Source organism: Paenibacillus sp. V4I7, assembly GCF_030817275.1.
Taxonomy (GTDB): domain Bacteria; phylum Bacillota; class Bacilli; order Paenibacillales; family NBRC-103111; genus Paenibacillus_E.
The window spans coordinates 1,197,817-1,222,811 of sequence record NZ_JAUSZD010000002.1 but is presented as its reverse complement, the minus strand read 5'-3'; the positions used below and the strand labels follow the sequence as shown (position 1 = coordinate 1,222,811).

25 protein-coding genes are annotated in these 24,995 nt (G+C 43.9%); 8 read left to right on the top strand and 17 right to left on the bottom strand.

All coding sequences use genetic code 11. The annotated features are described in order from the left end of the window. Positions 1-86: 86 nt before the first annotated feature. From QFZ80_RS06945 to QFZ80_RS06920, 6 genes are all read right to left on the bottom strand, one after another. A complete protein-coding gene (locus tag QFZ80_RS06945) occupies positions 87-1,085 on the bottom strand; it encodes a type I glyceraldehyde-3-phosphate dehydrogenase (protein WP_307558012.1) in 999 nt (332 codons plus the stop codon). Positions 1,086-1,134: 49 nt separating this feature from the next. Beyond that, the gene (locus tag QFZ80_RS06940) at positions 1,135-1,461 is read right to left on the bottom strand and encodes a hypothetical protein (RefSeq protein ID WP_307558010.1); all 327 of its coding nucleotides are present in this window, start codon (positions 1,459-1,461) and stop codon (positions 1,135-1,137) included. A gap of 20 nt (positions 1,462-1,481) precedes the next feature. Beyond that, on the bottom strand, positions 1,482-2,180 hold the full coding sequence (locus QFZ80_RS06935) for a pirin family protein (protein WP_307555646.1): 699 nt from the start codon (positions 2,178-2,180) through the stop codon (positions 1,482-1,484). Positions 2,181-2,242: 62 nt separating this feature from the next. Continuing rightward, on the bottom strand, positions 2,243-2,518 hold the full coding sequence (locus QFZ80_RS06930; protein ID WP_307558008.1) for a GNAT family N-acetyltransferase: 276 nt from the start codon (positions 2,516-2,518) through the stop codon (positions 2,243-2,245). Positions 2,519-2,531: 13 nt separating this feature from the next. Then, on the bottom strand, positions 2,532-2,762 hold the full coding sequence (locus QFZ80_RS06925; RefSeq protein ID WP_307558006.1) for a (4Fe-4S)-binding protein: 231 nt from the start codon (positions 2,760-2,762) through the stop codon (positions 2,532-2,534). Then, positions 2,759-3,706: a ring-cleaving dioxygenase gene (locus QFZ80_RS06920; RefSeq protein ID WP_307558004.1), complete on the bottom strand. Its 948-nt coding sequence runs from the start codon at positions 3,704-3,706 to the stop codon at positions 2,759-2,761. The genes QFZ80_RS06925 and QFZ80_RS06920 overlap by 4 nt, the downstream gene beginning before the upstream one ends. A 267-nt stretch (positions 3,707-3,973) precedes the next feature. Between QFZ80_RS06920 and QFZ80_RS06915 the strand changes: the two genes are divergently transcribed. The 3 genes from QFZ80_RS06915 to katA all read left to right on the top strand — a co-directional run bounded on the left by QFZ80_RS06915 (position 3,974) and on the right by katA (position 7,189). Next, complete coding sequence (locus QFZ80_RS06915; RefSeq protein ID WP_307547967.1) at positions 3,974-4,366, top strand: heme-copper oxidase family protein; 393 nt, start codon at positions 3,974-3,976, stop codon at positions 4,364-4,366. Positions 4,367-4,403: 37 nt separating this feature from the next. After that, entirely contained in the window at positions 4,404-5,594 is a 1,191-nt protein-coding gene (locus tag QFZ80_RS06910; protein ID WP_307547969.1) for an MFS transporter, read from the top strand. A gap of 137 nt (positions 5,595-5,731) precedes the next feature. Further along, complete coding sequence (katA, locus tag QFZ80_RS06905) at positions 5,732-7,189, top strand: catalase KatA (RefSeq protein WP_307558001.1); 1,458 nt, start codon at positions 5,732-5,734, stop codon at positions 7,187-7,189. 161 nt (positions 7,190-7,350) lie between these two features. Here katA and QFZ80_RS06900 read toward each other — a convergent pair whose 3' ends face one another. Genes QFZ80_RS06900 through QFZ80_RS06885 form a run of 4 tightly spaced genes read right to left on the bottom strand, consistent with a single transcriptional unit; the run spans position 7,351 to position 10,109 of the window. After that, positions 7,351-7,788 carry a Dps family protein gene (locus tag QFZ80_RS06900; RefSeq protein WP_307547973.1) on the bottom strand — a complete coding sequence of 146 codons (438 nt, stop codon included), beginning with the start codon at positions 7,786-7,788 and terminating at the stop codon, positions 7,351-7,353. 39 nt (positions 7,789-7,827) lie between these two features. Continuing rightward, entirely contained in the window at positions 7,828-8,022 is a 195-nt protein-coding gene (locus QFZ80_RS06895) for a CDGSH iron-sulfur domain-containing protein (protein ID WP_057305706.1), read from the bottom strand. A 49-nt stretch (positions 8,023-8,071) separates the two neighbouring features. Beyond that, positions 8,072-9,904, bottom strand: a complete 1,833-nt coding sequence (locus tag QFZ80_RS06890; RefSeq protein WP_307557999.1) for an amidohydrolase — start codon at positions 9,902-9,904, stop codon at positions 8,072-8,074. A gap of 31 nt (positions 9,905-9,935) precedes the next feature. After that, entirely contained in the window at positions 9,936-10,109 is a 174-nt protein-coding gene (locus QFZ80_RS06885) for a DUF1427 family protein (protein WP_307547979.1), read from the bottom strand. A gap of 267 nt (positions 10,110-10,376) precedes the next feature. On the opposite strand from QFZ80_RS06885, the gene QFZ80_RS06880 reads away from it, so the two are divergent. Both QFZ80_RS06880 and QFZ80_RS06875 read left to right on the top strand, forming a co-directional pair. After that, positions 10,377-11,015, top strand: coding sequence for a hydrolase (locus QFZ80_RS06880; RefSeq protein WP_307547981.1), 639 nt, complete (start codon positions 10,377-10,379; stop codon positions 11,013-11,015). Positions 11,016-11,157: 142 nt separating this feature from the next. Next, positions 11,158-11,997 (top strand): alpha/beta fold hydrolase, encoded by an 840-nt coding sequence (locus QFZ80_RS06875; protein ID WP_307557997.1) that lies wholly within the window; start codon positions 11,158-11,160, stop codon positions 11,995-11,997. Positions 11,998-12,401: 404 nt separating this feature from the next. Here the strand turns inward: QFZ80_RS06875 and QFZ80_RS06870 are convergent, their stop codons facing one another. The 5 genes from QFZ80_RS06870 to QFZ80_RS06850 all read right to left on the bottom strand — a co-directional run bounded on the left by QFZ80_RS06870 (position 12,402) and on the right by QFZ80_RS06850 (position 20,188). Beyond that, positions 12,402-13,964 (bottom strand): response regulator, encoded by a 1,563-nt coding sequence (locus tag QFZ80_RS06870; RefSeq protein WP_307557995.1) that lies wholly within the window; start codon positions 13,962-13,964, stop codon positions 12,402-12,404. Next, positions 13,957-15,858: a sensor histidine kinase gene (locus QFZ80_RS06865; RefSeq protein ID WP_307564056.1), complete on the bottom strand. Its 1,902-nt coding sequence runs from the start codon at positions 15,856-15,858 to the stop codon at positions 13,957-13,959. Before QFZ80_RS06865 ends, QFZ80_RS06870 begins: the two co-directional genes overlap by 8 nt. Positions 15,859-15,893: 35 nt before the next feature. Continuing rightward, positions 15,894-17,579 (bottom strand): extracellular solute-binding protein, encoded by a 1,686-nt coding sequence (locus QFZ80_RS06860; RefSeq protein ID WP_307557993.1) that lies wholly within the window; start codon positions 17,577-17,579, stop codon positions 15,894-15,896. A gap of 864 nt (positions 17,580-18,443) precedes the next feature. After that, positions 18,444-19,304 (bottom strand): LysR family transcriptional regulator, encoded by an 861-nt coding sequence (locus QFZ80_RS06855; RefSeq protein WP_307557992.1) that lies wholly within the window; start codon positions 19,302-19,304, stop codon positions 18,444-18,446. Beyond that, positions 19,289-20,188: a LysR family transcriptional regulator gene (locus tag QFZ80_RS06850; protein ID WP_307547993.1), complete on the bottom strand. Its 900-nt coding sequence runs from the start codon at positions 20,186-20,188 to the stop codon at positions 19,289-19,291. Before QFZ80_RS06850 ends, QFZ80_RS06855 begins: the two co-directional genes overlap by 16 nt. Positions 20,189-21,469: 1,281 nt before the next feature. Between QFZ80_RS06850 and QFZ80_RS06845 the strand changes: the two genes are divergently transcribed. The 3 genes from QFZ80_RS06845 (at position 21,470) to QFZ80_RS06835 (ending at position 23,397) form a co-directional block, all read left to right on the top strand. Further along, positions 21,470-21,937 carry a MarR family winged helix-turn-helix transcriptional regulator gene (locus QFZ80_RS06845; protein ID WP_307547995.1) on the top strand — a complete coding sequence of 156 codons (468 nt, stop codon included), beginning with the start codon at positions 21,470-21,472 and terminating at the stop codon, positions 21,935-21,937. A 44-nt stretch (positions 21,938-21,981) separates the two neighbouring features. Next, positions 21,982-22,920, top strand: a complete 939-nt coding sequence (locus QFZ80_RS06840) for an NADP-dependent oxidoreductase (RefSeq protein ID WP_307547997.1) — start codon at positions 21,982-21,984, stop codon at positions 22,918-22,920. A gap of 234 nt (positions 22,921-23,154) precedes the next feature. After that, positions 23,155-23,397 carry a hypothetical protein gene (locus tag QFZ80_RS06835; protein WP_307557989.1) on the top strand — a complete coding sequence of 81 codons (243 nt, stop codon included), beginning with the start codon at positions 23,155-23,157 and terminating at the stop codon, positions 23,395-23,397. 260 nt (positions 23,398-23,657) lie between these two features. Here the strand turns inward: QFZ80_RS06835 and QFZ80_RS06830 are convergent, their stop codons facing one another. Beyond that, positions 23,658-24,119: a DUF2269 family protein gene (locus tag QFZ80_RS06830; protein ID WP_307547999.1), complete on the bottom strand. Its 462-nt coding sequence runs from the start codon at positions 24,117-24,119 to the stop codon at positions 23,658-23,660. 15 nt (positions 24,120-24,134) lie between these two features. Then, positions 24,135-24,863 carry an NAD(P)-dependent oxidoreductase gene (locus tag QFZ80_RS06825; RefSeq protein WP_307564054.1) on the bottom strand — a complete coding sequence of 243 codons (729 nt, stop codon included), beginning with the start codon at positions 24,861-24,863 and terminating at the stop codon, positions 24,135-24,137. Positions 24,864-24,995 lie beyond the last annotated feature (132 nt).

The following is a 24,995-nucleotide window of genomic DNA, read 5'->3' as shown; positions in this document are numbered from 1 at the left end:
TCACTAAATAATAGGAGAAAGGACTATCATCAATGTTCGATAGCCCCACGTGTATAAAAAATTATATTTTCAATTTATTAGCAATTTCACTTATTTACTAGATAAGCCGCAACTTCAGCTAACCTTGAAGCGTAACCCCATTCGTTATCGTACCATGTTGCAACGGACAGGAGTTCTCCCTGTACTTGAGTCAATGGTAGGTCAATGATGGAGGAATGGGAATCGCCTACGATACGAGAAGAGGCCCATTCGCCTTCTAAAACATCCAGGACTCCCTTCAACTGACCATCCGTGGCGCTACTACGGAAAATATCGTTTACTTGTTGTGCCGTACACGGCTTTTCTGTAACAAGATTTAATTCAGCAATACTTCCGGTACGAGTTGGAATTCGGTATGCCTTACCTGTAATCTGTAAATCGTTCCATATGAATTTAAGGGCTCTTGCAGCTCCAGATGAAGAAGGGATGATATTTTCCGCAGCGGCCCACGAATCCCTTCGATCCTTCATAGGCTGATCCGTAAGCGATTGCGTGTTTGTATAGGAATGGACGGTCGAGAATAGACCATATTTGATCCCGTAGTTTTCTCTTACGATTTTGATGACTGGAGCCAATGCATTTGTCGTACAACTCGCCATACTAATGATTTTATGCTTATCCGGGTCGAAACTATCCAGATTTATCCCTCTAAGCAATACAGCATCACAATCTTCAAGGCTCTTGCTTGGTCCACTAACCAGTACTCGATTTGCACCACGATCCAAATGAACTTGAGCAATAGCACGGGTAACGGCTCGGCCTGTACAGTCGATTACCAGATCCACATCCAAGACCTTCCAATCCGGAACTTCTTTAGACGAATTGATAAACTGAATTTCCCGTCCGCCGATAACCATTAGACCATCCCGTCCGGAGACATCTTCGGGCCAGCGTTTATAGTTAGTATCCACTTCGAAAAGAGCGGCAAGTGTCGCTTCATCTTTAATATCTGAAATTGAAACCGGAACGAAAAGTTGATCCTGCAAAGCGACTCTTAATAATTGCCTTCCAATACGCCCAAATCCGAATATTCCTATTTTGCCCATAGTTAACCTCCATAGAATGTTAAATAAAATATTCTTAGCCATCCATGATTTAAATGCCAAATTCATCCGGAATATACTCGATCCGAGACTCAGCGAAAATAGTAATCTGCTTGAGCTGATCGTCGTACGTGACAGGACCTTCTTTAACATAAAACCAAATTTTTTTCGCAGGTTGATCATCATATTCCCAAAATAGAAATACATTCAATTCCTGTTTCCAACGGAGTATCTCATGAATATCCACGTCCTGTGTCATGATTAAAGCAATTCTCCAACCCTGACCCATTTGTCTCACCGAATATTCCATGGGTTGTTGTTCGGTATGAATAAATGTCCTACCTCCAACCGAATGCCTAACCACAAGTACCTCTTTCATACAAACCCTCCTATTCGTTTTTATGGAAGGTCAATCAGCATTAGAAATGCATCTTCCTCCGCCATGATGCTCAACTGAGCCAAAGATTCGATTCGAGCCGTATCCCCTTCACCTAACCGAGTATCATTTACAGTGAGTCGTCCCTCAATGACGAAAAGGAATATCCGGCGTCCATCTTCCTGCCGAAAAGTAATATCTTTATCTTTATCCAATCTGCATAAATAGAGAGTTAGGTCTTGATGGATTTTAACAATCTGCTCTGATCCCTGCGGATCAACGATGGGGAGCAAGGCATTCTTTAACTTCTCCGAATTGTACCTGCGGGTTTCATAGGAAGGATCTAATCCCCGTTCATTTGGCATGAACCACATTTGAAGAATTCTCATCGGTTCAGTCTGCGAAGCGTTGTATTCAGCATGGACGACTCCGGACCCCGCACTCATTCGCTGCACTTCCCCAGTTGTTGTTACTTCCATATTACCCAAGTTATCTTCATGACGGACGGACCCTGAAAGTACGATTGTCAATATCTCCATATCGCTGTGCGGGTGGGCACCAAATCCTTTGCTAGGATCTACGTCATCGTCATTGCATACTCGCAAAACCCCAAACCCGGTGTTATCGGGGTCATAGTAATTGCCGAACGAGAAGCTTAAACGGCTGCGCAGCCATCCCTGATCTACGTTAAACCGGGAATCGGCCGGGAATACTTGGATCATTTTAGAAAAATCGGTCAATTGAACACACTCCTTTCGGAAAACAAGTTATCAAAATCAGTATCTTATTTTAATAATACGTCATCATAATCTTTATGTTGGTCAAATTGACTTTTGGTGAAAGGACATAGTGGTATAATCTTTAAACTTTCCTTCCGGGCAAATTCAACTACTCGCCTAACTAATTCTTGTCCTACTCCTTGACCTCGCAGACTATCAGTAACAAACGTGTGATCTACGATTATGATTCCATTCCCGGATGGAACATAATGTAATTCTGCATCTCTTTTATCCTGATCTCCTACATAAAAACTGTTCGTATCTTTATTAATTCCAATCATATTATTACCCCATTCATGCTTGATGATCTTTTCTTATATATTGCAAAGCACCGCTTGGGCATTTATCAATAAGATCTGCGATTTTGTCAGCCGTTTCTCCATCTGCTTGAATCCATGGTTTCTTTTTAACGTTGAATACTCCTGGTAACCCTCTCACGCAATTTGCCGAATGACCGCATTTTCCAGAGTGAAAAATAACATCAATATCTTTCCCTTTATATATTTTGAATTCTTCACTTTTCATTTATCTGACTCCATCACACGTACTTGAATAGGTGATAAACCTTTTTCGATTTCTGCACGGTTAACCTCAAACCATTCAGGAAGCATCAGTTTTTCACCTAATACATCTGATTGCTCATCTACTGCAAAACCTGGTGGATCCGTGGCGATTTCAAACAGGATACCGCCTTCTTCACGAAAGTAAATCGCATTGAAATATTGCCGGTCGATAATGGGTGTGGATAGAAGGCCATGTTCCTGTACATGAATTCTCCATGAAGCATGATCTTCATCATCCTTTGCACGCCATGCAATATGATGAACAGTACCGGCTCCACTTATGCCCCACTCCATTGCCGCAATGTTTACGTCAATAACATTACCAACACTCCCTCTCGATTTATAGCGAATAAAATCCCCCTCTTGGTTCACCTTTTGAAGACCCAAGACTTGCTCTAGGACATTCATCGTTTTTTCGGGTGCGGTACTATACAGGACAGCACCGCCAAAACCTTTGATAGCCTTATCTATTGAAACGCCACCGAACGACCACTGACTCAAATCTCCTTCCTCGCGTTCTACAATCTCTAGCTGTAAACCATCCTGATCTGAAAGTGTTAAGTAATTCTCATCAAACCTCGTCTTTAAAGAATAAGGAACATGAAAGCTTTCTAAGCGCTCTTTCCAAAAATCGAGTGCACCCAAAGGAACGACATATGTTGTTATACCGACCTGTCCTCCACCAATACGCCCTTTACGACCCAATTCATATGGAAAGAATGTAATTATGGTACCTGGACGACCTGATTCATTACCGAAATACAAATGGTAAACTTCCGGAGCGTCAAAGTTGATCGTTTTTTTTACAAGTCTCAGACCTAGTACCCCTGCATAAAAGTCCACATTTTTCTGCGCATTCTTTACAAAAGCCGTTATATGATGTATACCTTCTGTTTGTTTTTCCATTTTGCAAACACTCCTTATATGATCTATAACTGTTTATGTCCTATCATATTGAACTTATCCTTCATGAACAATTCCATTATTCCTATATCACGTATAGCCATAAGCTATATCTTCAAGGGCTGAACTCATATAAGCAATATCTATACGATATATAGACAGATTCATATTGATAGTTGCCTATCACAGCTTTTAAGATGAATGGTAAGTAATAGGATAATTCCCGGCCGGATGAATTGTTCTTTCTATCATTAACAAGGGGGAAATTCTATGGGAGTACGTTTTTTAAAAATGGCCGTCGTTTATATGTTGGTTGGTATTTGCATCGGCATTTACATGGGTACAACACTTAACTTTGCATTAACAAGCGTACACGCTCATTCAAATCTTTTCGGGTGGGCAACATTGGCTCTTTGCGGATTTACGTATCTTCGTTTTCCCAAATCAGCAGAATCTCCTCTAGCTAAGTGGCACTTCTGGTTGCAAGGCATCGGCCTACCCATCATGCTTATTACCCTCACCTTAATGGCCCATGGCTACGCTCCAGATTGGATTACAACGTTAAAGCGTATTGGAGAATCAGTAGCTGGAATCGGTATCTTGATTTTTGCAGTCAATGTTTTTGCTAACGTGAAAACAAATGACCTAGCAGAACATAAATAATCCTATGGAAAAATCTGAAGAACAAGGGGGTAGGATTTTGGTTAACGAACCGTTGTCCAACTCGTCAAATTTCTCATTCATTACCGGTATCCTTTTCTGGTGTACATTAGTTGTAGTATCGTGTGTGTATTTAACAATTCCATTAATAACGATTTTTGCAGACGTATTCAATGTGTCGTCTTCTCAAGCTGCTTGGGCTGGCAGTGCCTTTTCATTTGCTTTTGCAGGTGGAGGTCTGTTCTTTGGAGTTTTATCCGATCGTTTTGGGCGAAAAAAAATGATGTTGTCAGGGTTACTATTGCTAACTGTAATAACTCCTCTAATCGGAAGTGTCAGCAGCTTTTCTTGGCTTGTTGCCCTTCGAGCCATCCAGGGTCTAGCAGCATCCATGTTCCCTCCGTCTGTCTTAGCCTACGCCATGGAAATGTTTCCGATAAAAAGAAGAATAACCATTATTGGGTTCATCAGTACGGCATTTTTAATGGCAAGTATCGTTGGACAAATATATAGCAGCTATATTGTTTTATACTTTAGTTGGTCTTATATTTTCTATATTCTTTTTGCGGTGTATTTAATATCATTTATCTTGATTACCTTTTTTGTTCCAAACGATAAAACACAACAACCAGATGGTAGCTTCCTTTCTGCCTTTTTGCGAATAGGCTATATTTTCAAAAGGAAGAGTTTACCTCTTTGCTACATCATTTCTGCTACGCTCTTTATTTCGCTTGTTGGTTTTTTCACGACACTTGGAAGTTACTTAAACAGTTCGCTCTTCGGATTAAGTCATCATGATATTCTATGGGTCCGTGCGGTTGGTATTATCGGAATGCTAGTAGCACCGTTTGATGGAAGATTGGTTGCGAAATTTGGAATCAAAAACGTTTTATGGTGTGGATTGATCTTTGCTGGAATCGGCTTGGGATTGTTAGGCATCTGGCCTAACCTCATTTTTTTAGTATCGATGAGCTTAGTGTTTATTACGGGAATTGCTATGGCTCTTCCCGCATTGATCTCACTAATTGGTCACATTGCGGGGGAGATCCGGGCGATCGCGGTTTCGTTCCACATGTTTATGGTATTTATAGGCGCATCACTTGGGCCGATTCTTTCGATTTATCTGATCAATCACGGAGGCTATTTATTCACTTTTGAAGTATTAGCTGGATTGTTGTGTTTAAGCTTGATTGTTCCCTTTTTTATTCGTTTAGAAGAAACTCGCAGTTAACCGGCATCATCCCAAAACGAGACCAACGCGAACTCTAAGAATTGATTCGGTATCGCTGAAGTCTTATCGAAGAACGTGCCCGAGAAGTCAGACTTTGGCTCATCGTTGTACTCATTTATTACTTTGGAGGTTTGTAAATGGAAACAAAAAATGGCCATTTAACTACAAGTTGGGGAGCTCCCGTTGGAGATAACCAGAACTCCATGACTGCCGGCTTACGCGGTCCAACCCTTATTCAAGACGTCCACCTTCTGGAAAAGCTTGCCCATTTCAACCGGGAACGCGTCCCCGAACGTGTTGTTCATGCCAAAGGTGCCGGCGCACACGGATATTTTGAAGTAACCAACGATGTTTCCGCCTATACAAAGGCCCGCTTTTTGTCTGAGGTTGGCCAACGTACACCGGTTTTTATACGCTTCTCCACGGTAGCAGGCGAACTGGGATCTGCAGATACCGTACGTGACCCGCGCGGCTTTGCTATAAAGTTTTATACGGAAGATGGAAACTATGATTTGGTGGGCAATAACACACCTGTCTTCTTCATTCGGGATGCTATTAAATTTCCGGATTTCATTCATACCCAGAAACGCCACCCTCAAACTCATCTGAAAAACCCGAATGCTGTTTGGGATTTCTGGTCCTTGTCTCCCGAATCCTTGCATCAAGTCACTATCTTGATGTCCGATCGTGGTATTCCTGCGACTCTCCGTCATATGCATGGTTTCGGTAGCCATACGTTTAAATGGGGTAATGCGGATGGACAAGGCACTTGGATCAAATATCATTTTAAAACGGAACAAGGCGTGAAGAACCTGGATGTCGAGTTGGCCGCCAAGCTGGCCGGTGAAAACCCAGATTATCATATCGAGGATTTATTTAATGCCATAGACAAAGGTGACTTCCCAGCATGGAAGCTGTATGTACAAATGATGCCGCTGAAAGATGCCGAAACCTATCGTTTCGATCCTTTCGATGTAACGAAAGTGTGGTCGCAGAAAGATTACCCTCTTATCGAGGTTGGACGCATGGTCCTCAACCGAAACCCGGACAATTATTTTGCCGAAGTTGAGCAAGCAACCTTCTCCCCTGGGGCGTTCGTACCCGGTATTGAGGCTTCGCCGGATAAAATGCTGCAAGGCCGTTTATTTGCCTATGCCGATGCTCATCGCTATCGGGTTGGGACCAACCACCATACATTGCCTATCAATAAACCTGTTGTCGAAGTAAATAACAACCAGCGCGATGGCCAAATGCGTTCCGATCGCAATGGGGGAAATTCGATATACTATGAACCAAACAGTTATGGCGGAGCTGCCGAATCGGCAGCGCACAAGACAGCCCCGTTTGAAGTAACCGGTTCAGCCGATAGCGTCCCGTATGACCATGATGATCATTACACTCAAGCCGGCGACCTGTATCGATTGCTTCGTGTAGAAGAACGCGGGCGTTTAGTAAATAACATCGTGAATGCCATGAAGCCGGTAGAGAAGGATGAGATCAAACTCCGTCAAATCTCTCACTTCTATAAAGCAGATCCCGAATGGGGGCAAGCGATCGCCGAGGGGCTTGGTTTGAGAGTTCCAGAGTTGGCTTAATACAATCTGTCAAAAAAAGAGCAGTTCCTTTTACAGCAAATGATGGCTGGGAACTGCTCTTTTTTGTGCTATTAGCAATATATAAGTCACATTATAAGGAAAAGACCTGCAAGAAAGGTAGCTTTTTAAAGCCACTCTCTTTCAGGTCTCGAAGCAATCCATTAACCTAAGTACGATTTCAACATCCAAACATGCTTTTCCAGGGAGCTATGAATGGCCAAAAGCATATCCCCAGTTGTCTCATCACCTTCACGGTCTGCAATACTCATGCCCTCTTTCAGCTCACCCACAATAATCCCAAAATCAACTACAAGCGTGCGGACCATCTCATTTGCATTCTCATTGCCTGCTGCATCTTTTACTGTGGCTTTTTCGATAATTTCATGAAGTGTCGCTACCGGACTAAAGCCTAATGCCAGCAGCCGCTCGGCAAGATTGTCCACATGAAGTGCAGCTTCCGTATAAAGCTCTTCGAATTTCAAATGCAAAGTGAAGAATTGTGGCCCTTTAACATACCAATGATAGTTATGGAGTTTGGTGAACAACAGACTCCAGTTAGCAATCTGGGTGTTAAGTACTTCCGTTAGTTTTTCTGTCATAAAAAAGCTCCTTTCGAATATCCATATTGATCTCTTAAACTAAGCTCGAGGCGCGCTTTCAAATTTACCTTTGTGAGTCAAGTCGCAGAACGGTTTTTGACTGGATAAACCGCATCGGCAAAGAATAAAACTTTCCTTGGTCTCAAAACGGTTCCCCACCGCATCCACCATTTCTACTTTGCCTGTAATTCGCAATGGTCCATTATCGTTTACTTTGATCGTAACTTCAGACATGATGATCTCGCCCCTATTGGATTATTTTGGTGAAAATGGTGAAACGCACTTAGAAAACGAAGCAATCCAGGTCACAGAAGCCGCTGCCATGGTGATGATTGCATCCATGATGATGGTGTGTCTTTTGAGGTGCCGGAACTCCTACTCCGCCGCCTCCGTAATTTGTTCCATTGTAGTAGCCTCCAAAGAAATTATGCGGAGACCAGTCTGGACTTGCTTTGGGAGCTGGCGGCGACAAAGGCTGAAATTCGTTGGCACCGTAGACAATCTTGCCTCCTACTACAGTGAAGACAGATTCAATTTTTTTAATAGCTTCTTCGGAGACACGAAAGAAGTTATCAGAAAGAATCGAAAAATCAGCATATTGACCCGCTTTGATTTGACCTTTCACATCTTCTTCTTTGGAAAACCATGCATTACCGGATGTATACATGCGAAGCGCTTCATGCCTCTCTACACGATTGGAAGCCGGGTACAAGCTTAATCCGCCAAGTGTCTTACCCGTCACTAACCAGTATAAGGCAACCCAAGGATTATAACTGGCTACTCTGGTTGCATCTGTCCCTACCCCAACACGCAATCCGGCTTTAATCATCTTGGTGATCGGAGGAGCATTTTCTGCTGCTTCCGCCCCATATCTTTCGACGAAATATTCCCCTTGGAAGGCCATTCGGCTTTGAACAGCGATCGAACCGCCTAATGCGACGACCCGCTCCAAATCCTTCTCCTGAATCGTTTCAGCATGGTCCAGAATCCAGCGCAGGTCTTTGAACGCAACCTCTTTATTCACGCGCTCAAATATATCGAGAAAACGCGATATGGATTCCCCATAAGTGGCATGAAGACGAAATGGCCAACGTTGCTGTACGAGATGCTGGGTAACTTGGAATAGTTCATCTTCCAGTACAGCGGGGAGTTCCGGGCGGGGTTCAACAAAATCTTCGAAGTCCGCTGCGCTATAAACAAGCATTTCACCTGCACCATTATGACGATAGTAGGAGCTGCCCGTGTACGGCTGCGTAGTAGCAGTCCATGCTTTAAAATCACTCAATTCATTTTTGGGATGCTGGGTGAATAAATTATACGCCGTGCGAACCGTAATCTCTCCGCGCCTATCAAGCTCATCAAAAACCTGATAATCATCAGGATAGTTCTGAAAGCCCCCGCCAGCGTCAATAACGCTTGTGACTCCGAATCGATTTAATTCCCTCATGAACAATCGGGTTGAATTGATTTGATCCTCGTATGAAAGCTTCGGTCCTTTCGCTAAGGTCGCATACAAAATAGTAGCATTAGGTCTAGCGATGAGCATTCCTGTTGGATTCCCTTGGCTATCCCTTTGGATTTCTCCACCTGGCGGATTCGGCGTATCCTTCGTATATCCGATAACTCGCAAGGCTGCTTTATTCAAAAAAGCCTGACGGTAAAGATTGAGGATAAATACCGGTGTTTCCGGAGCAATTCGATTGATTTCATCCAAAGTTGGCATTCTGCGTTCCACGAATTGGAATTCTGTCCAGCCGCCAACAACACGGACCCAGTGAGGTGCTGGCGTACGATCCACCTGCTTTTTCAGCATACGCAAGGCATCCGCTACGGATGGCACGCCATCCCATCGAAGCTCGAGATTATAATTGAGACCGCCTCGAATGAGATGAATATGAGAATCGTTCAAACCTGGAATTAACATTCGTTTGTTGGCGTTAACAACTTGCGTGGAAGGCCCAACATATTTCATAATTTCAGCATCATCCCCCACCGCCAGGAAATGGTAGCCTTTAATTGCAACTGCTGTGGCTGCTTGATTAGCATCGTCCATCGTCACGATATGGGCATTAAGAATGACTAGGCTTGCTTCAACAATCGTCGTTTTCTCAGACATAATTTTGTTCTCCTTTGAAATTTATTGGGTGTTATTTGCGGCTTAACCAAAGTTGTATCCATGGTATCAACCGTTGTCCTAAAAACATACCTAAGAGACCTAGCAATCCCAAAAAAGGCGGCGCCGGAGAGGGGATCTTAAGCGATTGAAAAACAACGCCAATGACAATACCAGCAGCTAAAGCGAGAAATATTGAACCCCACATGCTAATTTTCCTCCTTCAATCATTCACCTTCTATATAAGTCTATAAGTCAGGATTCTTTCTATCAATAAGGCTTTCTCTATAACAGCCATAGGAATCACTTATATATAATTTTAATAATATTTTTATAGTATATAGTTTTTGTCTATGGGTATTATAGAAAAATGAAGATTGTTCGTCTGTTTGCATTTCAATAGACTTATTACATGCAGCAGGTTTTCAAATTTGTGGATCTGTTGTAATCATATATAGAAAGTAGGGATTTTTGTATGTTTAACGGAAAGACCGATTTACTTACAGCTGACAACTCCGCTATTATTCTAGTAGACCATCAGCCTCAAATGATTTTTGGCGTGCAAAGCGCCGATCGCCAAACGATCATTAACAATACGGTTGGACTTGCTAAAGCAGCTAAAGTTTTCAATGCACCTATTATTCTTACAACGGTTGCTGCTGAATCGTTTTCTGGCCCTATTCATCCGCATATTCAAGCTGTATTTCCTGATCAAAAACCGATTGACCGAACAACAATGAACTCCTGGGAAGATGAAAACTTCGTGGAAGCAGTGAAGAAAACAGGTCGCAAGAAGCTGATTATGGCAGCTCTGTGGACAGAAGTTTGTCTTGCTTTCCCTGTAGTTTCAGCCATCAAAGATGGATATGAAGTATACATCGTAACGGATGCTTCAGGCGGGACGACGACAGAAGCGCATAACATGTCTGTTCAACGCATGATTCAAGCAGGAGCCATTCCCGTGACTTGGCTGTCTGTTCTTCTTGAGTATCAGCGCGATTGGGCGCGTCAAGAAACGTATGATGCCGTTCTGGAGATTGCTAGGCAACACAGTGGCGCATACGGTGCGGGTATTGTTTATGCGCAAACGATGTTTGGCGGCCACGGAGGATAACCTATTCATCCCAAAAAAGAGAGTCAATTAATTTGACTCTCTTAGTTTGTGGAATATGCCTAATGTGAGTGTACAGTAACAACTCATATCAATAGTTTTTGCTACAGCCTAACCAAAACCAATTCGAAAGGAAGTATGAAACATGCCTAAATTAACAGTCGGAACAGAAAACGGGCAACCCATTGAATTATTTTTTGAGGATCTTGGCGTAGGTAAACCTGTAGTTTTGATCCATGGCTGGCCGCTGAGCGGGCGCTCGTGGGAGAGTCAAGTCCCAGCGCTCATCGATGCAGGTTACCGCGTAATTACATATGACCGCCGCGGATTCGGACAATCCTCCCAACCGTGGAACGGTTACAACTATGATTCGTTTGCGACGGATCTCCATAAGCTGATTGAATATCTAGACCTTAAGGACGTGACACTGGTCGGATTTTCGATGGGTGGCGGAGAGGTTGCCCGTTACGTTGGAACATACGGAACAAGCCGTGTCAAAAAAGCCGTGTTGGCTGCTGCGGTTCCTCCGTTCTTCTACAAATCCGCTGAGCATCCGGAAGGTGGTCTGGATGAAAGCACCATTCAGGGCTTCCAAGACGGTTTGAAAAAAGACCGCATCGCCTTCCTTGATGGCTTCACTCACAATTTCTTTAAAGCAGGGGATAGAACCGACCTGGTCAGCGAGTCCTTCCGTGTTTACAACCTTGATATTGCTTCTTTTGCTTCGCCAAAGGGGACGCTGGATTGCATTGATGCCTTCGGCCGGACGGATTTCCGTGGCGATTTGGCGAAATTTGATATCCCATTGCTTGTTATCCATGGCGATTCCGATGCGATCGTGCCGCTTGAGGTAAGCGGTCAACTTTCCCACGAAGCTGTTGCAGGCAGTCAACTCGTCGTAATTGAAGGTGGACCACATGGTTTGAACGCGACTCACCCTGAAGAATTCAATACCGCTTTGATTCACTTCCTTAATACTAAATGAATGAGAACAGTCACGGAAATCATCAGTTACTTCATATAGAGCGCTTTCGAGACTTTTCATATTGGACTAAAGAGGGGAGATAAAATAAACTAGTACCCATAGAATTGATGAAAAGGTGTGAACTGTAACCCATAAGAAGGACACTTTGAAAAAAGTGACCCTCTTGTGGTCATTTGTTTTTTAATCTAGGTATGGATGAGGAGCGAGACGAAGATGGGGAAGTTGAAACGAGCGTATTTACAGTAGAGCAAATGGGAAAGTTGGAGGCAACCCCCAACGTACAGCATGTGTCCGAGACGGCCATTACGTACACACCTGCATTTAAGTTGGCAGCAGTAAAAGCCTACGCAGAGGATCAGACGCCTTCTGAGATCTTTATTCGGGCTGCTTTAACCTGGATGCCATCATACTTGGGTTTCAAACAGTCTTCGCTGGCTTCGGTATTCCAGCGCTGTGATGCCTTCGGTATCCTTGAATATTCTCGTAAAATGCTTCACATTTTCGAATCCAACCTGATCACTGATTTCGTACACCTTCAAATCGGAGTGTACCAGCAGCTCCTTCGCCTTGTCCAGCCTTAACCGGCGAACATAGTTCGAGAAACTCTCACCGTAATATTCTTGGAAGGCTTGGCTGAAATACGAGTAATTGAGTGAGAAATGGTTGGACACGACCGCCATGTTCAAATCGTCAGCATAATGCGTCTCCAAGTAAGCGAGAACTTTTTGCATCGTATTTTGCTCCGTAGGCGCTTGCTCTCTCCGATCTTGGATGAACCGATCCAGACTATCGAGAAGCTGCTCAACAACTGCATAATAATGTTCAAATCGATCGAAATTCCCGATATGGCCAACAGAGGCGTACAGACTTAATAGGCCGAGCACTCTATTTCCGTAGATGCGGAACACCTTGTCGAACAACTCTTCATTGAGCAGCTGGCTGATCCGTTCCAGGTAGCCGATTTCACAGCAGCTAATGATACGAACATCTAGAATTTGATCGAGAAGCTGCTTCATTTCGTTCCCGCGTCCCATTCCCATCAGATTCGATAATCGTTGAATCAACTCAACAGGAACGACATTCCGCTCATTGCGCTCACTTATGAGGGTGTAGTCCAGCACATCGAGTTCTGGAAGCACAATACTGTATTTCAAGGTTTGCTTCGCTTGACTGTATGCCCACCTTATCTGCTCTATCCCTTGAACAGACTCGCTAATCGCGATTCGCAACTGCGACTCATATACACTCAACCTCCACCGTTCCGCCAACTGGTAGAACATAACCGGATCGCGTGCGATCATAATCGTTCCGCCTTCTCCATCACGCGTGAGCATCCAATCCATATGCCCTTGTAACAGATCAGCGATTTGATTCCTGAAAGAAGCAGTATCCGTACTGCTATTCTGTGATCCTCCACCGCGTCGCGTAAGCAAACCCAGCGTATATCCTGCATCCAACCAGCTAAAGCCGGCCTGCTCCAGCTTGTTCTGTGTTATCGCCTCACCCACATCCTTCTGGGTCAAATGCTGGGTAACTAGCTCGGCAGCAACAAGGTTGGCATCTTCGCCCGCTTTGTCTGCTCGCTCTTCTCTCATCCTTATATCCCGCATTAATCGCTCCAGGACGGCAAACAACTCCTCCCGTATCACAGGCTTCACGAGATAATCCTTCACAGCATAGCGAATCGCTTTCTGCGCATATACGAACTGATTATAGCCAGAAAGCAGTACAATCTCGGGCCTTACGGGATGCTCTTGCAGTTGCTCGAGCAGTTCGATCCCATCCATAATTGGCATTCGGATATCTGTGAACATAATATCCGCAGGCTCCTGGCTAAGCAGCTCCAGTGCCTCTTGTCCATTCTCGGCAAATCGGTAGTTGAACAGATTAGGAAACTGCCTCTCAATCACCGATTGCAAGCCCCTCCGAATGATCTTCTCGTCGTCGACGATCAGCAAGCTAATCATAGATGTCTAATCCCCCTCCCATGACCCGATACGGCAAAGTCATGATTATGCGTGTATAGCTTCCTTCCTGACTCTCGATCTGAATCCCATATTCCGTCCCATAGCTCATCACTAAGCGTTGGTCCACATTACGCAGACCGATTCCATTGCTGTCCTGATTATCCTTGCGAACGACTAATTGCCGGACATCCTGGTAAGCGGACTCTTCCATTCGTAGCATTCGATTCAATAAGCCCAGCTTCTCTTCCGGTATGCCGCAGCCGCTGTCAGTGATCTCTATGACACAAGCTTGATCACGCCGGACGGCAGAGATCGTAATGACAAGATTTCCGTCGCTGGAATGCATGCGGCTCATCCCATGCTTGATTGCATTCTCGACTGCGGGCTGCAGTGACATTTTGAGCGATTCCTGCTTGAGGCATTCCGGTGCAATCGACAATCGGAGATCAAGTCTTCCATCATAACGGATGTTCATGACGGATACATAATGCTGGACCTGCTGAATCTCATCGCTGAGCATCACGTGATCCCGCTTCCATTCCATCGAATACCGCATCATACCGCCTAGCGAGGTCATTATGTCCGATATAAGGTACTGCCCTTCAATCTCCGCCAGCATCTTGACGTTCTCCAGCGTATTGTAGAGGAAGTGGGAATCTATCTGGTTCTTCAGCGCCCGAAGCTCGGCTTCTTTGCCTGCCGCCTGCCTAACTGCCTGCTCTTGAATGAGCTCGTTAATCTTCAGAATGAGCTTACGGTAATGCAAGCCCAGCTCTCCTACCTCATCGGTACCGGTTATCGGCGGCAGCTCGACGTCGAAGTTACCGCTTCTTACCTGTTCCATCGATTCTCTTAACGCCTTAAGCCTGCGCAAAATCATCGCCTGCATCGAGTAAGACAGCAGTACGAGAAATGCCACTAGTAACGAGATGAGTACAATATAACGAACTCTCGAATGGTGAATGCCTTCTATCGTGTCCGCAAGACTAACCATATTGACCAGATGTACGTGGATCGATGGAATATAGCTCTGAATCGCCAAGTAGGACTGCCCATTAACCTTGAACTGTACCGACTCGTGATCTGTATTATTCGTCAGTTTCACGCTGTTCATCAATTGCTCCGCGCTGTGCTGCTCGAACACAGGTGAAGCCTTCAAGCTGAATACCTGTCCGCTCTTTGCTACTACGATCAGCTGGGAGTCCGTGTCCTGCACACTGCTGAACGTTCGAGAGAAGAAATTCGACAGCTTCATCGATATCTCTAGAATCCCGTTATGTGTTTTGTTGTCCGAATATTTGAATTCCTGCAAGTACGTCATGAAGGGCTCATTCGGCGATGGTTCGGATGGCGCACCGGTGAGGACGAAGTTCTCCTGTATCTCCCACCAGGGCATACCGCTCTGCTTCATCACCTCATCATGCCAAAGCTTGTCCTGAATACGTGATTCCTGTAGGATGACTGGCCAAATCTCATTCACATAAAGGTTGTCCGTGAACAACCGGACATTCGCAATTCGTGGATTGTTAAACAGAAAATATTGAAAGCTGTTGACAACATCTTTCTTAATATGAAGAACACGTGCTGTATCCTGAATTTGTTCAATTTGTAGATAATTGTTCATTTCCCGATTGGATAACGCAAGCTGACCGGTCCATCCCATCAACTCCATGTTATTCTCAATGTTTATCTTCTCGACTGCTAGCACTTTTTCGCTATTCTTCGTTAATTCTTCCATTGCCTTGGCGGACTCCTCTTTGAGCGTATACCAGGAGAATAGAACAACCGGTATGAAGATAACGAACACAAATGACAGAATCAGTTTGACTTGAAGCGAAAGTTTAAACGTAAATACATGTATCCCCAATAACCAACGGATTTCCGCGAATCCCATCTCCTGTTTCACATCCTGCTGCTTCCTCTATAGAACTATTGATTGAGCGACGACTTCAGCTTCTGTACATTTCGTTCATAGGCTGCTTGGCGGCTAGCTACGATGGCTTCATACTCGGGATCCTCGGTAATGTTGTTCATGAATTCGGTGAACAGCTGATCGAATTCAGCATCCGACTTAGACATCAGCAGCTTCGGCAACGTCTCGGCCCAGAGCCGCGTGTTTCTGCCTTCCGCAATACCTTCCTTCGTCGTCGGGTCCGGATCCAGATTTTCGAACTCGGTCATGCTGATCGTCTTGCCCCTCGTCCAATCGGCAATTTGTTTGGCAGGCTCAGCATCCATCCCCGTTATCCATGCTAGTCTCATATTCGTATTCATTAGCATCCAGTACATATAAGAACCGCCATATTTGCTATCGAATGCTTGGCGGTCGGTGTTGAGCAGATGCAAGACCTCCGGCAGGAACTGATCTTTGCCGTCTATCGTATCGTAGGTAACGCCCTTCTCTCCTAAGAACAGATCCTTGTTTCCCTCTTCGCTGAGCAAATAGCTGAGGAAGGCAATTGCCCGCTTCTTATCCTTGACGTTCTTCGAGATGAGCGTCACCGTCCAACCGGAGACGCCACTTCCTGCAAGTGTTGGCGCATCATGCGCATCATTCGCCGGGCCATCAATCGCGATATACATCTTATTCGGGTCCTTCTGATACAACGCTTGGTTAATCTCTAAAAAATCAGACCACTGATACAGCATGGCAAAATAGCGCCCTTGCGATATTTTTTCATCCTTTTCCAGTCGTTTTTCATCAATATATACATCTGTCGGCATCAGCCCGTCCTCATTCGCTTGGCGGAACACCTTCAGCCATTTCTGATAGGTTGGATCGCTTCGACGGTCGTACAGTTTGCCGTTTTTCTGCTGCGGAATTGCTAGGAAGTTCTGAAGATACTCTTCCAGCGAATAGTTACCGGTTTCCGTAAATTCATGCAGGCCGATCGGAATGAGCGGCTGGCCGTTCACTTCCGGAAACTTCTCCTTCGCAGCCTTCAGCGCGCCGAGAAACCCTTTCGGCGTGCTCATATCCGGCTTCCCGAGTGCTTCATACATGTCTTTCCGAACAACAAAGGTCTGATTAGATGTAAAAAGCTGACCATATTTTCGATAATCCGCAGGGGATGAAGATGCATTCGGGTAGCCATACACATTGCCGTCAGCCTGTGTATACCAAATAAGCTTTGCGGGGTCTGCGACTTTAAAGAAATAAGGATCATACTGATCCGCTAGCTCATTCAATGGAAGCACCATATCTCCCTTGATCATCTTCAACACGGCATCCTCGTACCAGCCTAGCGTGATGAAGTCAGGGAGCGACCTTGCTGCCATCATCGTGTTGAGTTTCTCGCTGGCGTCGCCAGCAGGCACGAGAAAGTTCAAGCTGACACCCGTCTTCTTCGTTATATAATCGGAAACGACGTTGCCTCCCCACTTGCTGTTGAACCAATCGAAATTGATATACCAGTCAAACGTAATCGGTGTCGTGTCCAGCTTCCAGGCAGGCTCATCCGGAGAAGGCTTCTTTTGAGAAGCATCTGCCTTTATAAGATTGGTGTTCGAGTTCGTATGATCCTCAGCAGTGCCAGTGTTCCCAGAACAAGCTGCTAACGTCCAACACATCATCAGAGCTAGTAACAGCATTGCTGATTTACGCATTTTATCCATTCATAATTCTCCTTAGTCTGTGCAGTGGTGAACTTTATACTCTATTATTTTAATATATTCGCAATGTAAGCAGGCTTACGCTGTTCAGAAGCCTCAATTTACTGCTAGTATAAAGGTTATTGCAAGCAAAGGAAAGATCTCACATTATATATAGGGTTACTATTTTTCAGGTTTCCTATGGTGACAACGCGAATAAGCGAGCACGACAAGGAAATATTCCTTCGTCTTGGCTCGCTTTCGTTAGCTATGATGTTCTAGTTATGATTCATAATCTCCAGCGTTGTAAGACGCTCTCTCCAAATATCAAGTGCGCCTACGGTACGATGTATGTGGTAATAATAGTTTCAGGGCTCCCTGCTTCATTATCGAAGTATAATATGATGTATTCCTGCCGTTTTCATTACGGTACTCGTCTTGTACGACACTTCTTCTTTTAATTTTAGATTATTTATATGAAAAATATTTACTTGGTTCCTATGATAGGGCAAAATAAATTGGAAAACAATTCTTTCCTCTCTATACATTGTATAGCTAATATCTATATCTCCAGCACACTGGCATCTATCTCTCTTCCCTGCCGCCTCTTTCTAAGGAAAAAGACCTGCAGGAAAGCTAGCTTTTTAAAGCCGCTCTCTTTTAGGTCTTTCAACTCCGTTGCATAAACCTTCTCTGGGTGAGAAGCTGCTCTCAGCCCTTTCATAAACTTAGTTTAATTCTATTCAACATAAACCTACGGAGCTGTTTGGTATCCACGAAGCTTCGCTCGATTGTATCTTTTCTTTTTCGGTAAAGGTTTCAATAGGGGTTGGAGGGTAAATCTAGGAAGCGTTTAAGCCTCTGGCCGTAGTCTGCCAACTTTTCTGATTATTCTAGAAAAAAATCGATACATTTCTGAACAGAAGGATTATTGTAATGGTACTTTTTAAAAATAAGCTTGATCTCACGAACAGGCGTTGGATCTACGAGACGAATCATTTTCAATTGCTGACCAGAAAAGTTTTCAATTAAAGAAGCAGGTAAAATAGCTACCCCCATCTTTTGCAGTACCATTGAAAGAAGAATTGCCGTGGAAGTTGACTCAAACTTTGATTGCAAGGATTTGGCGATTTTAGCGCTGAATGTATGAAGATGCTCGATTAAACTTATATCCCCAACAAATAAGGAAGATTCTAAATCTTCTAGCTCTTGAAAAGAAACAAAGGTTCGATCTGCCCATGGATGATCCGCATAAACGACCAATGCTTGTTCTTCTTTATACAGGTGCATCATATGAATTTCTTTGTTTGGATCATAATTGTCAGTAATGCCAATATCGATACTACTATTCAATAATTGCTGTGATGTATTTTCTGTACTGGCAAATTTTAATGTAATGTCAGGATACTGTTCATGGAATTTCAAAAAACGGGGTATTAAACAAAAAAAGTCCATGGGCGAAATGCCTATCGAAAGTTTATTTGCCCGAGCATTGCTTAACTCGTAAGTTTCTTTCTTCGATTCTTCAATGAGCCTCATCACGGAAAGAGCTTTTTCGTAAAGTATTTCCCCGTCAGCTGTAATCTTTACCCCTCTACCAACTCTCTCAAACAAAGGGGTTCCAACTTCTACCTCTAGAATGCGGATCTGTTGACTTAAAGTAGGTTGAGAAATCATTAAAACTTCTGCAGCCTTAGTAAAGCTTCCTTCTTTGCAAATTTGAATGAAACATTCTAATTGCCTGAACATGAAAGATTCACCTCAACCTCTCTTACATATGAATCCATCTCTTGAGTGAATATGCGTGCAGTGGACCTCATAGTAACGGAATTAAGATATACAAGAGATATATCCCAACAAGGAATATGGCCTTCTAATTTGACAATACGCAAAGAATCGTCCCTTAGACTTTCGAGCGAAGATGTTGGTATAAGAGCTGCTCCAAGTCCATGACGAACCCAATGAATCAATACTGAAGTGGAGGACGTTTCTATAATCGACTTCAAGGTAAACCCACAAGAGAAACAATACATATCAATTAATGATTTGTTTTGTTCTCGGAACATGATCGAATTCATTTGCTTCAAAGATTGAAAAGGAATCGAAGATTTATCGGCCAAAGGATGTTCTGAGTGAATCAATAGCGCCATTTCTTGTCTATACAAATGAGTCGAAATGACCGAAGCATCAGAAACCGGATATGCAATGATTCCAATGTCTACCCTTTGTTCCAAAACTTTATTCTCGGCATCCTCTGCATCGATAATTTTTAATAGAATATTCGGGTACTTTTGGTGAAATCTCATAAAGTAAGGAGCAAGATATTCAAGTTCAGCAGGACAACATCCAATAGAAATTGTTTCTCTAGATTTATTGTTTCGGCTATCTATTTCATTTCGCGCCTCCTCAAGAAGATTCATAATAGCGTTGCCCTTATTCAAGAGAATTTTTCCCGCTTCCGTTACTTCAACTCCCCTACTTACCCGATCGAACAATTGAATATTATACTCATCTTCCAAAACCCGAATTTGCTGACTTAGTGTAGGCTGAGTCACACCTAATTCTTCTTTAGCTTTGGTGAAACTTCCTGATTTGCAAATTTGAATAAAATATTCAAGCTGGCGCAATTCCACAGCGTATCCCCCTTCGTTAATCCAGATTAGGAAAGTGAAGATCAAATGCAAACTTCCACCAATTCAATCATTAATCGTCTGTCCAACCGAGCGAGCGGAGCGAAGCGGAGTGATGGAGGTAGGGCGGCGGTGTGCTGCGCCCCCCGTCCCCCTACCTCTATGCCCCTTGCCCGTTTCGCAAATCAGCAAAAAATAAAGGCGGGAAAGCACCGACGCACTTATGCATTTGCTGGTTTGTTTTGTCCTTCGGTTTCTTTAACATGGCGATTGCCCATACACCTATATTCATCTTGCTGGCCGCTACTCTTGGTGCTTCCCGTACTGAGTGTTCACCCGCTGGTGGTGATGAGCGTGATCGTGGTGATTGCTGGACTTTACAAACATTATATGAAAGAACCTGTCAGATAATAAATCCGCTAGATTTCAGGTGAAGGTTACTAGATTTTAGGGTTGGTGCGTTGGGAACACTTTTTGTGTGGTCTGAAAATATGAAGAGCCCGTTTCTCGATTCGCGGAGCTGGACCACTTGTTAGCCCAAGAGCACGAGTCAAGATCTCTATGTACAAGTGCAAATTTATAATCTGAACCCCACAACGGTTTAGAAAATGAAATAACCTCATTCTCCTCGAGGGGTAAACTCGACGGAAACTTCCACTTTAATTTCATGAATTATCACATCAGAATTTTTGTCGAAACCAGCCTTCACCACTTGGCAGGAAAACAACTAATATGTCTTCCACGGCACCTGGAGCATATAAATTATCAACTGACCACAATCCGGTTATTTTTTTCTAGAGTCATTTTAACCCCTCACTTATCGGTTCGCTATTCATAATATCCCGTTAAAAATACATTCCTAGACTGAGACTGGCAGCTGTCTATTGAGCTATCGAAATTCTAAACGTATCGAAGCAGCATTACTACAGTTAGCTGAATAAAGGCAGTCGATCCAAAAGTGATCGACTGCCTTCTGCCCGTTGTTAAACTATCGTCTCCGTTAGCGGAATGACCTGTTATTATTAGACGATGGTACGGTTCAGCTTATCGAGGCTATCGGCATATTATCACCGGGCTGCCTATATGGCAGCTTTTTTTAAAATTTCTTTTAACTATTGCCCCTTAATGTCACTTGTGTTAAACCAACTGCAACTCCAAAGTCATCCATACCAACTGGGAAATTAATCTGTTTTTTATTTATGTTGACGGCAACATATTTAAATGTTATCTTGTGTTTAATCGAATATGTTGACGACCACACAATTGAAAGGAGGGATGAAACTATTGAAGAAAAACATCAATAACGAAGCCATTGAAAATGAAATCAGTTCGGTAACGCATTTTCCCGTAAGCTTCTCTATATTCAGCATGGCTCGTTCACATCATAGAAATGCAGGACAGCTGCTTCGAGAAGCAGGCCTATACCCAGGGCAGGAACTCGTACTGATGCAGTTGTGGCACCGAGACAGCCAATCACAGAATAGTCTTTCAAGGTCGCTGCGCCTTGATCACTCGACAATAGCTAAATCCGTTCGTCGTTTGGAAGATGCGGGGCTGGTCACCTGCAGCCGCTCACAGGAAGATAAACGCGTAACCATCGTATCGCTCACTCAAACAGGGCGTGAAGTTGAACCCAGAGTGATTCAGGCTTGGAGCAAGCTGGAAGAGATCACAACGAAAGTTCTCAATGACGAAGAAAAAATACAGTTTGTAGCTCTGGCACAAAAAATAGCCGCTTCTTTAGAAACTTAACTGTAAATTTTTAAAAAATGATGAGTGATAAAGGAGAGATAAGCATGTCTAATAAGTCGATGCAAGCCATTCTGGTCAATGAATATGGTGGTCCAAATGTCTTAAAGGTAGAAACAGTTGAACGCCCCCAACAGCAAACGGATGAAGTGCTCGTTCGCATCGTATATGCTACGATTATTCCGCTAGACTATAAAATCCGTAACGGTTGGCTTCAAGAAGTTTTTCCTGTAACCCTCCCCTACATTCCTGGATTTTACGCTTCTGGAGTTGTCGAAGAAGTAGGGCAAGGTGTAACGGATTTCAAGCCCGGTGATCGCATTTTTGGTAGTATTAGAGGAGCCTACTCAGAATATGGCATTGCGAAAGTCCAGGAATTAGTTAAGATGCCCGATATTCTCACCTTTGAAGATGCAGCAACGATTAAAGCAGGAGCCGAAACGGCTTGGAAAGCGTTGTTCACTGAAGGTGAACTCCGGTCTGGCCAAACCGTTCTCATTCATGCTGCAGCAGGCGGCGTTGGACAGTTTGCCGTTCAGCTGGCCAAATGGAAGGGAGCAACCGTGATCGCTACGGCTTCAACCTCTAACATGGACTTCGTCAAGTCTTTGGGTGCGGATCAAGTCATCGATTATACCATGACGGCTTTCGAAGACGTCGTCAAAGAAGTGGATCTGGTCGTCGATTCCATTGGAGGCGAGACCGAGAATCGATCATGGGCCGTTCTGAAGAAGGGAGGCATTCTCGTCTCTTTGACTCAGGATCCATCTCAAGAGAACGCTCAAAAGTATGGCGTTACAGCTAAATTTAACACCAAATTCCCAACATACGCGAATCTGCAGACCTTAACGGAATTAATTGCCGACGGTACGATTAAAGCAGCGATTGATTCCATATTCCCGCTAAACCAAGCTAATAAAGCACTGGAGAAAAGCGAAGCAAGACATGGACGCGGAAGAATTTTGCTGCACATAAACTCAATCTAACAACAACATGTATGAAATAGAAGTTTGGATATTAAAACACGAGAGCAACACGAGTGTATACCACACTAAGTGTTGTTTTCTTCATTCACATAAAACTATTCTGGCTAGTCGTATTGTTAGGTCACTTCCCCCAAGAAAATTTTTCATCTTCACTTATGGTATGGTTCACCGGAATTAATCTTCAACTAAACTGCCCGTTAGCGTAATGCTTTTCCTTAAGAAGTTAAGACTCTTTTGACAATTTTTTTCGCAATATCCTCTGCAGACTTTAAAGAACCTGTTTCTTTAACTTCCCTAAAGAAAGGTGATATTGGCAGCATATTTAATGCCGCTTTCGAGGCGCAATATACGCTCATACCAGCTACTGCTTGCTGGAATAGTGAGATTGGAGCTATTTTCACAGTCGTTTGGATGGCTGGTTCTAATATAGTATCATTATTATTCTTGGCTAAAGAAATGATTGATGATTACGCTTAATAAGTTGTTTACAAATCTCGAAGCCTAATCCACGTGTCGTACCTGTTACAATAAATGCTTTCATAATACATCACTTTCATCTAGCTATCCTAAGGATTCCTAAGCAATTAAAGTATTCAATGGTCCACGGAATCCTTTATGTACAGAACTCTGCCTATATACGGAACAAAAGGCTGCCACGCGGCAGCCCTTTCGTTATTGATTCTTCCCTTTCTGAACTACTACCCGCGGGCCGATTGATAAAAAACTTTACGGCTTCTTTAGAATGGCTTAAGGACCATAAGCACGGCAATGGCAATCATCAGCAGCTGTGACGCCGTCTCGATCGGTATGATCTTTTTCATCAATCGATCGAGCTCGGCGGGTAATTCATCCCCTTTGCTTTGACTTATAGATACAATCTCCATGATCTTTTTCATACGCGGCCCGATCAATCCTTCGATTGTGGCGACCATGAGCAGCGATAAAAGGATCGATATATTTAGCCACATTTGGGACAACCCCATCTTGGTTATGATCATAAGCCAAACCCCGGTAATAATAAGTACGGCTCCGCCAATTTTAGGCAGGATGGCAATCTTGTTCGTTACATCAAAAGCAAAGCGCAACTGGCCGGCGGTTCTAGCGGACCTTCGAATGAAGGGTACCACGAAAGCGGGACCGATTACCGCGATAGAAGCCAATATATGAAAAACGAGGAGCCATCCAAACAAACTGATCATCTCCCTTCTTGCTCCTTAGCTCACCGGAATATCGCTTTGATAGGCGAGACCGACCCTTTTTCTCTTAAAAGGCCCTCCGAGCTCGATATGGTCCAGCATGCATTTCACGACATCATCATAAGCAACATCCAGCTCTTGAAGCCGGCTGAACAAGTAACCGGCTATATCGGCCTCGGAAAATTCCTTGATCGTCTTCGGAATTGATATGGGCAAGGTTTCCGTTGTCACATGCAGATGAACCGACGCCGGAGGCTCTATCGAATCAATCATAGTTCCCGGACACATAATTGACCAATCGAGCTCAGACTGTAGGAGTCGTTCAAAATTCCGGTTGTGATTTTTATACGCGGGCGGGAAGCCGGGCAGATTGTTGCCAATGAGGTCAGTATATGGAATATCCAGCAGGCCGGCACCTCCCATTACCCATACCCTCCCGGAAAAACTAGGGTGGATTTCACATTGGCTTATAATGTTATCAACGAGACGAACGAACTCATCTCCTTGACCTGCATGGCCGGCAGCAATAATAGCGGCGTCTTGATGCGAGAGCGCCTCGCCGACGCTTACTGGGTTTATGATATCGTCCACGACCACCTTCACATGTTTTGCTGAACGCTCTCCTTGCTGTTCATAAAACTTCTCGGAGTTTCGCACGAATGCTGTCATTTCATGTCCCATTTTACCCCCTTGCTCCAGCGCTCTTCTTCCCGTATTTCCAGTTGCTCCGAAAACAATAATTTTCATCATTTTTTCCTCCTTTTATAAATAACTCCCGATAGTTCATCTCTGGATTGACTCAAGCTTAGCATCATTTAAAAATCTTGATAAGAACCCACTTTAATGTAGGGTCCTTACTTAAAAGTAAGCATTAAGCAG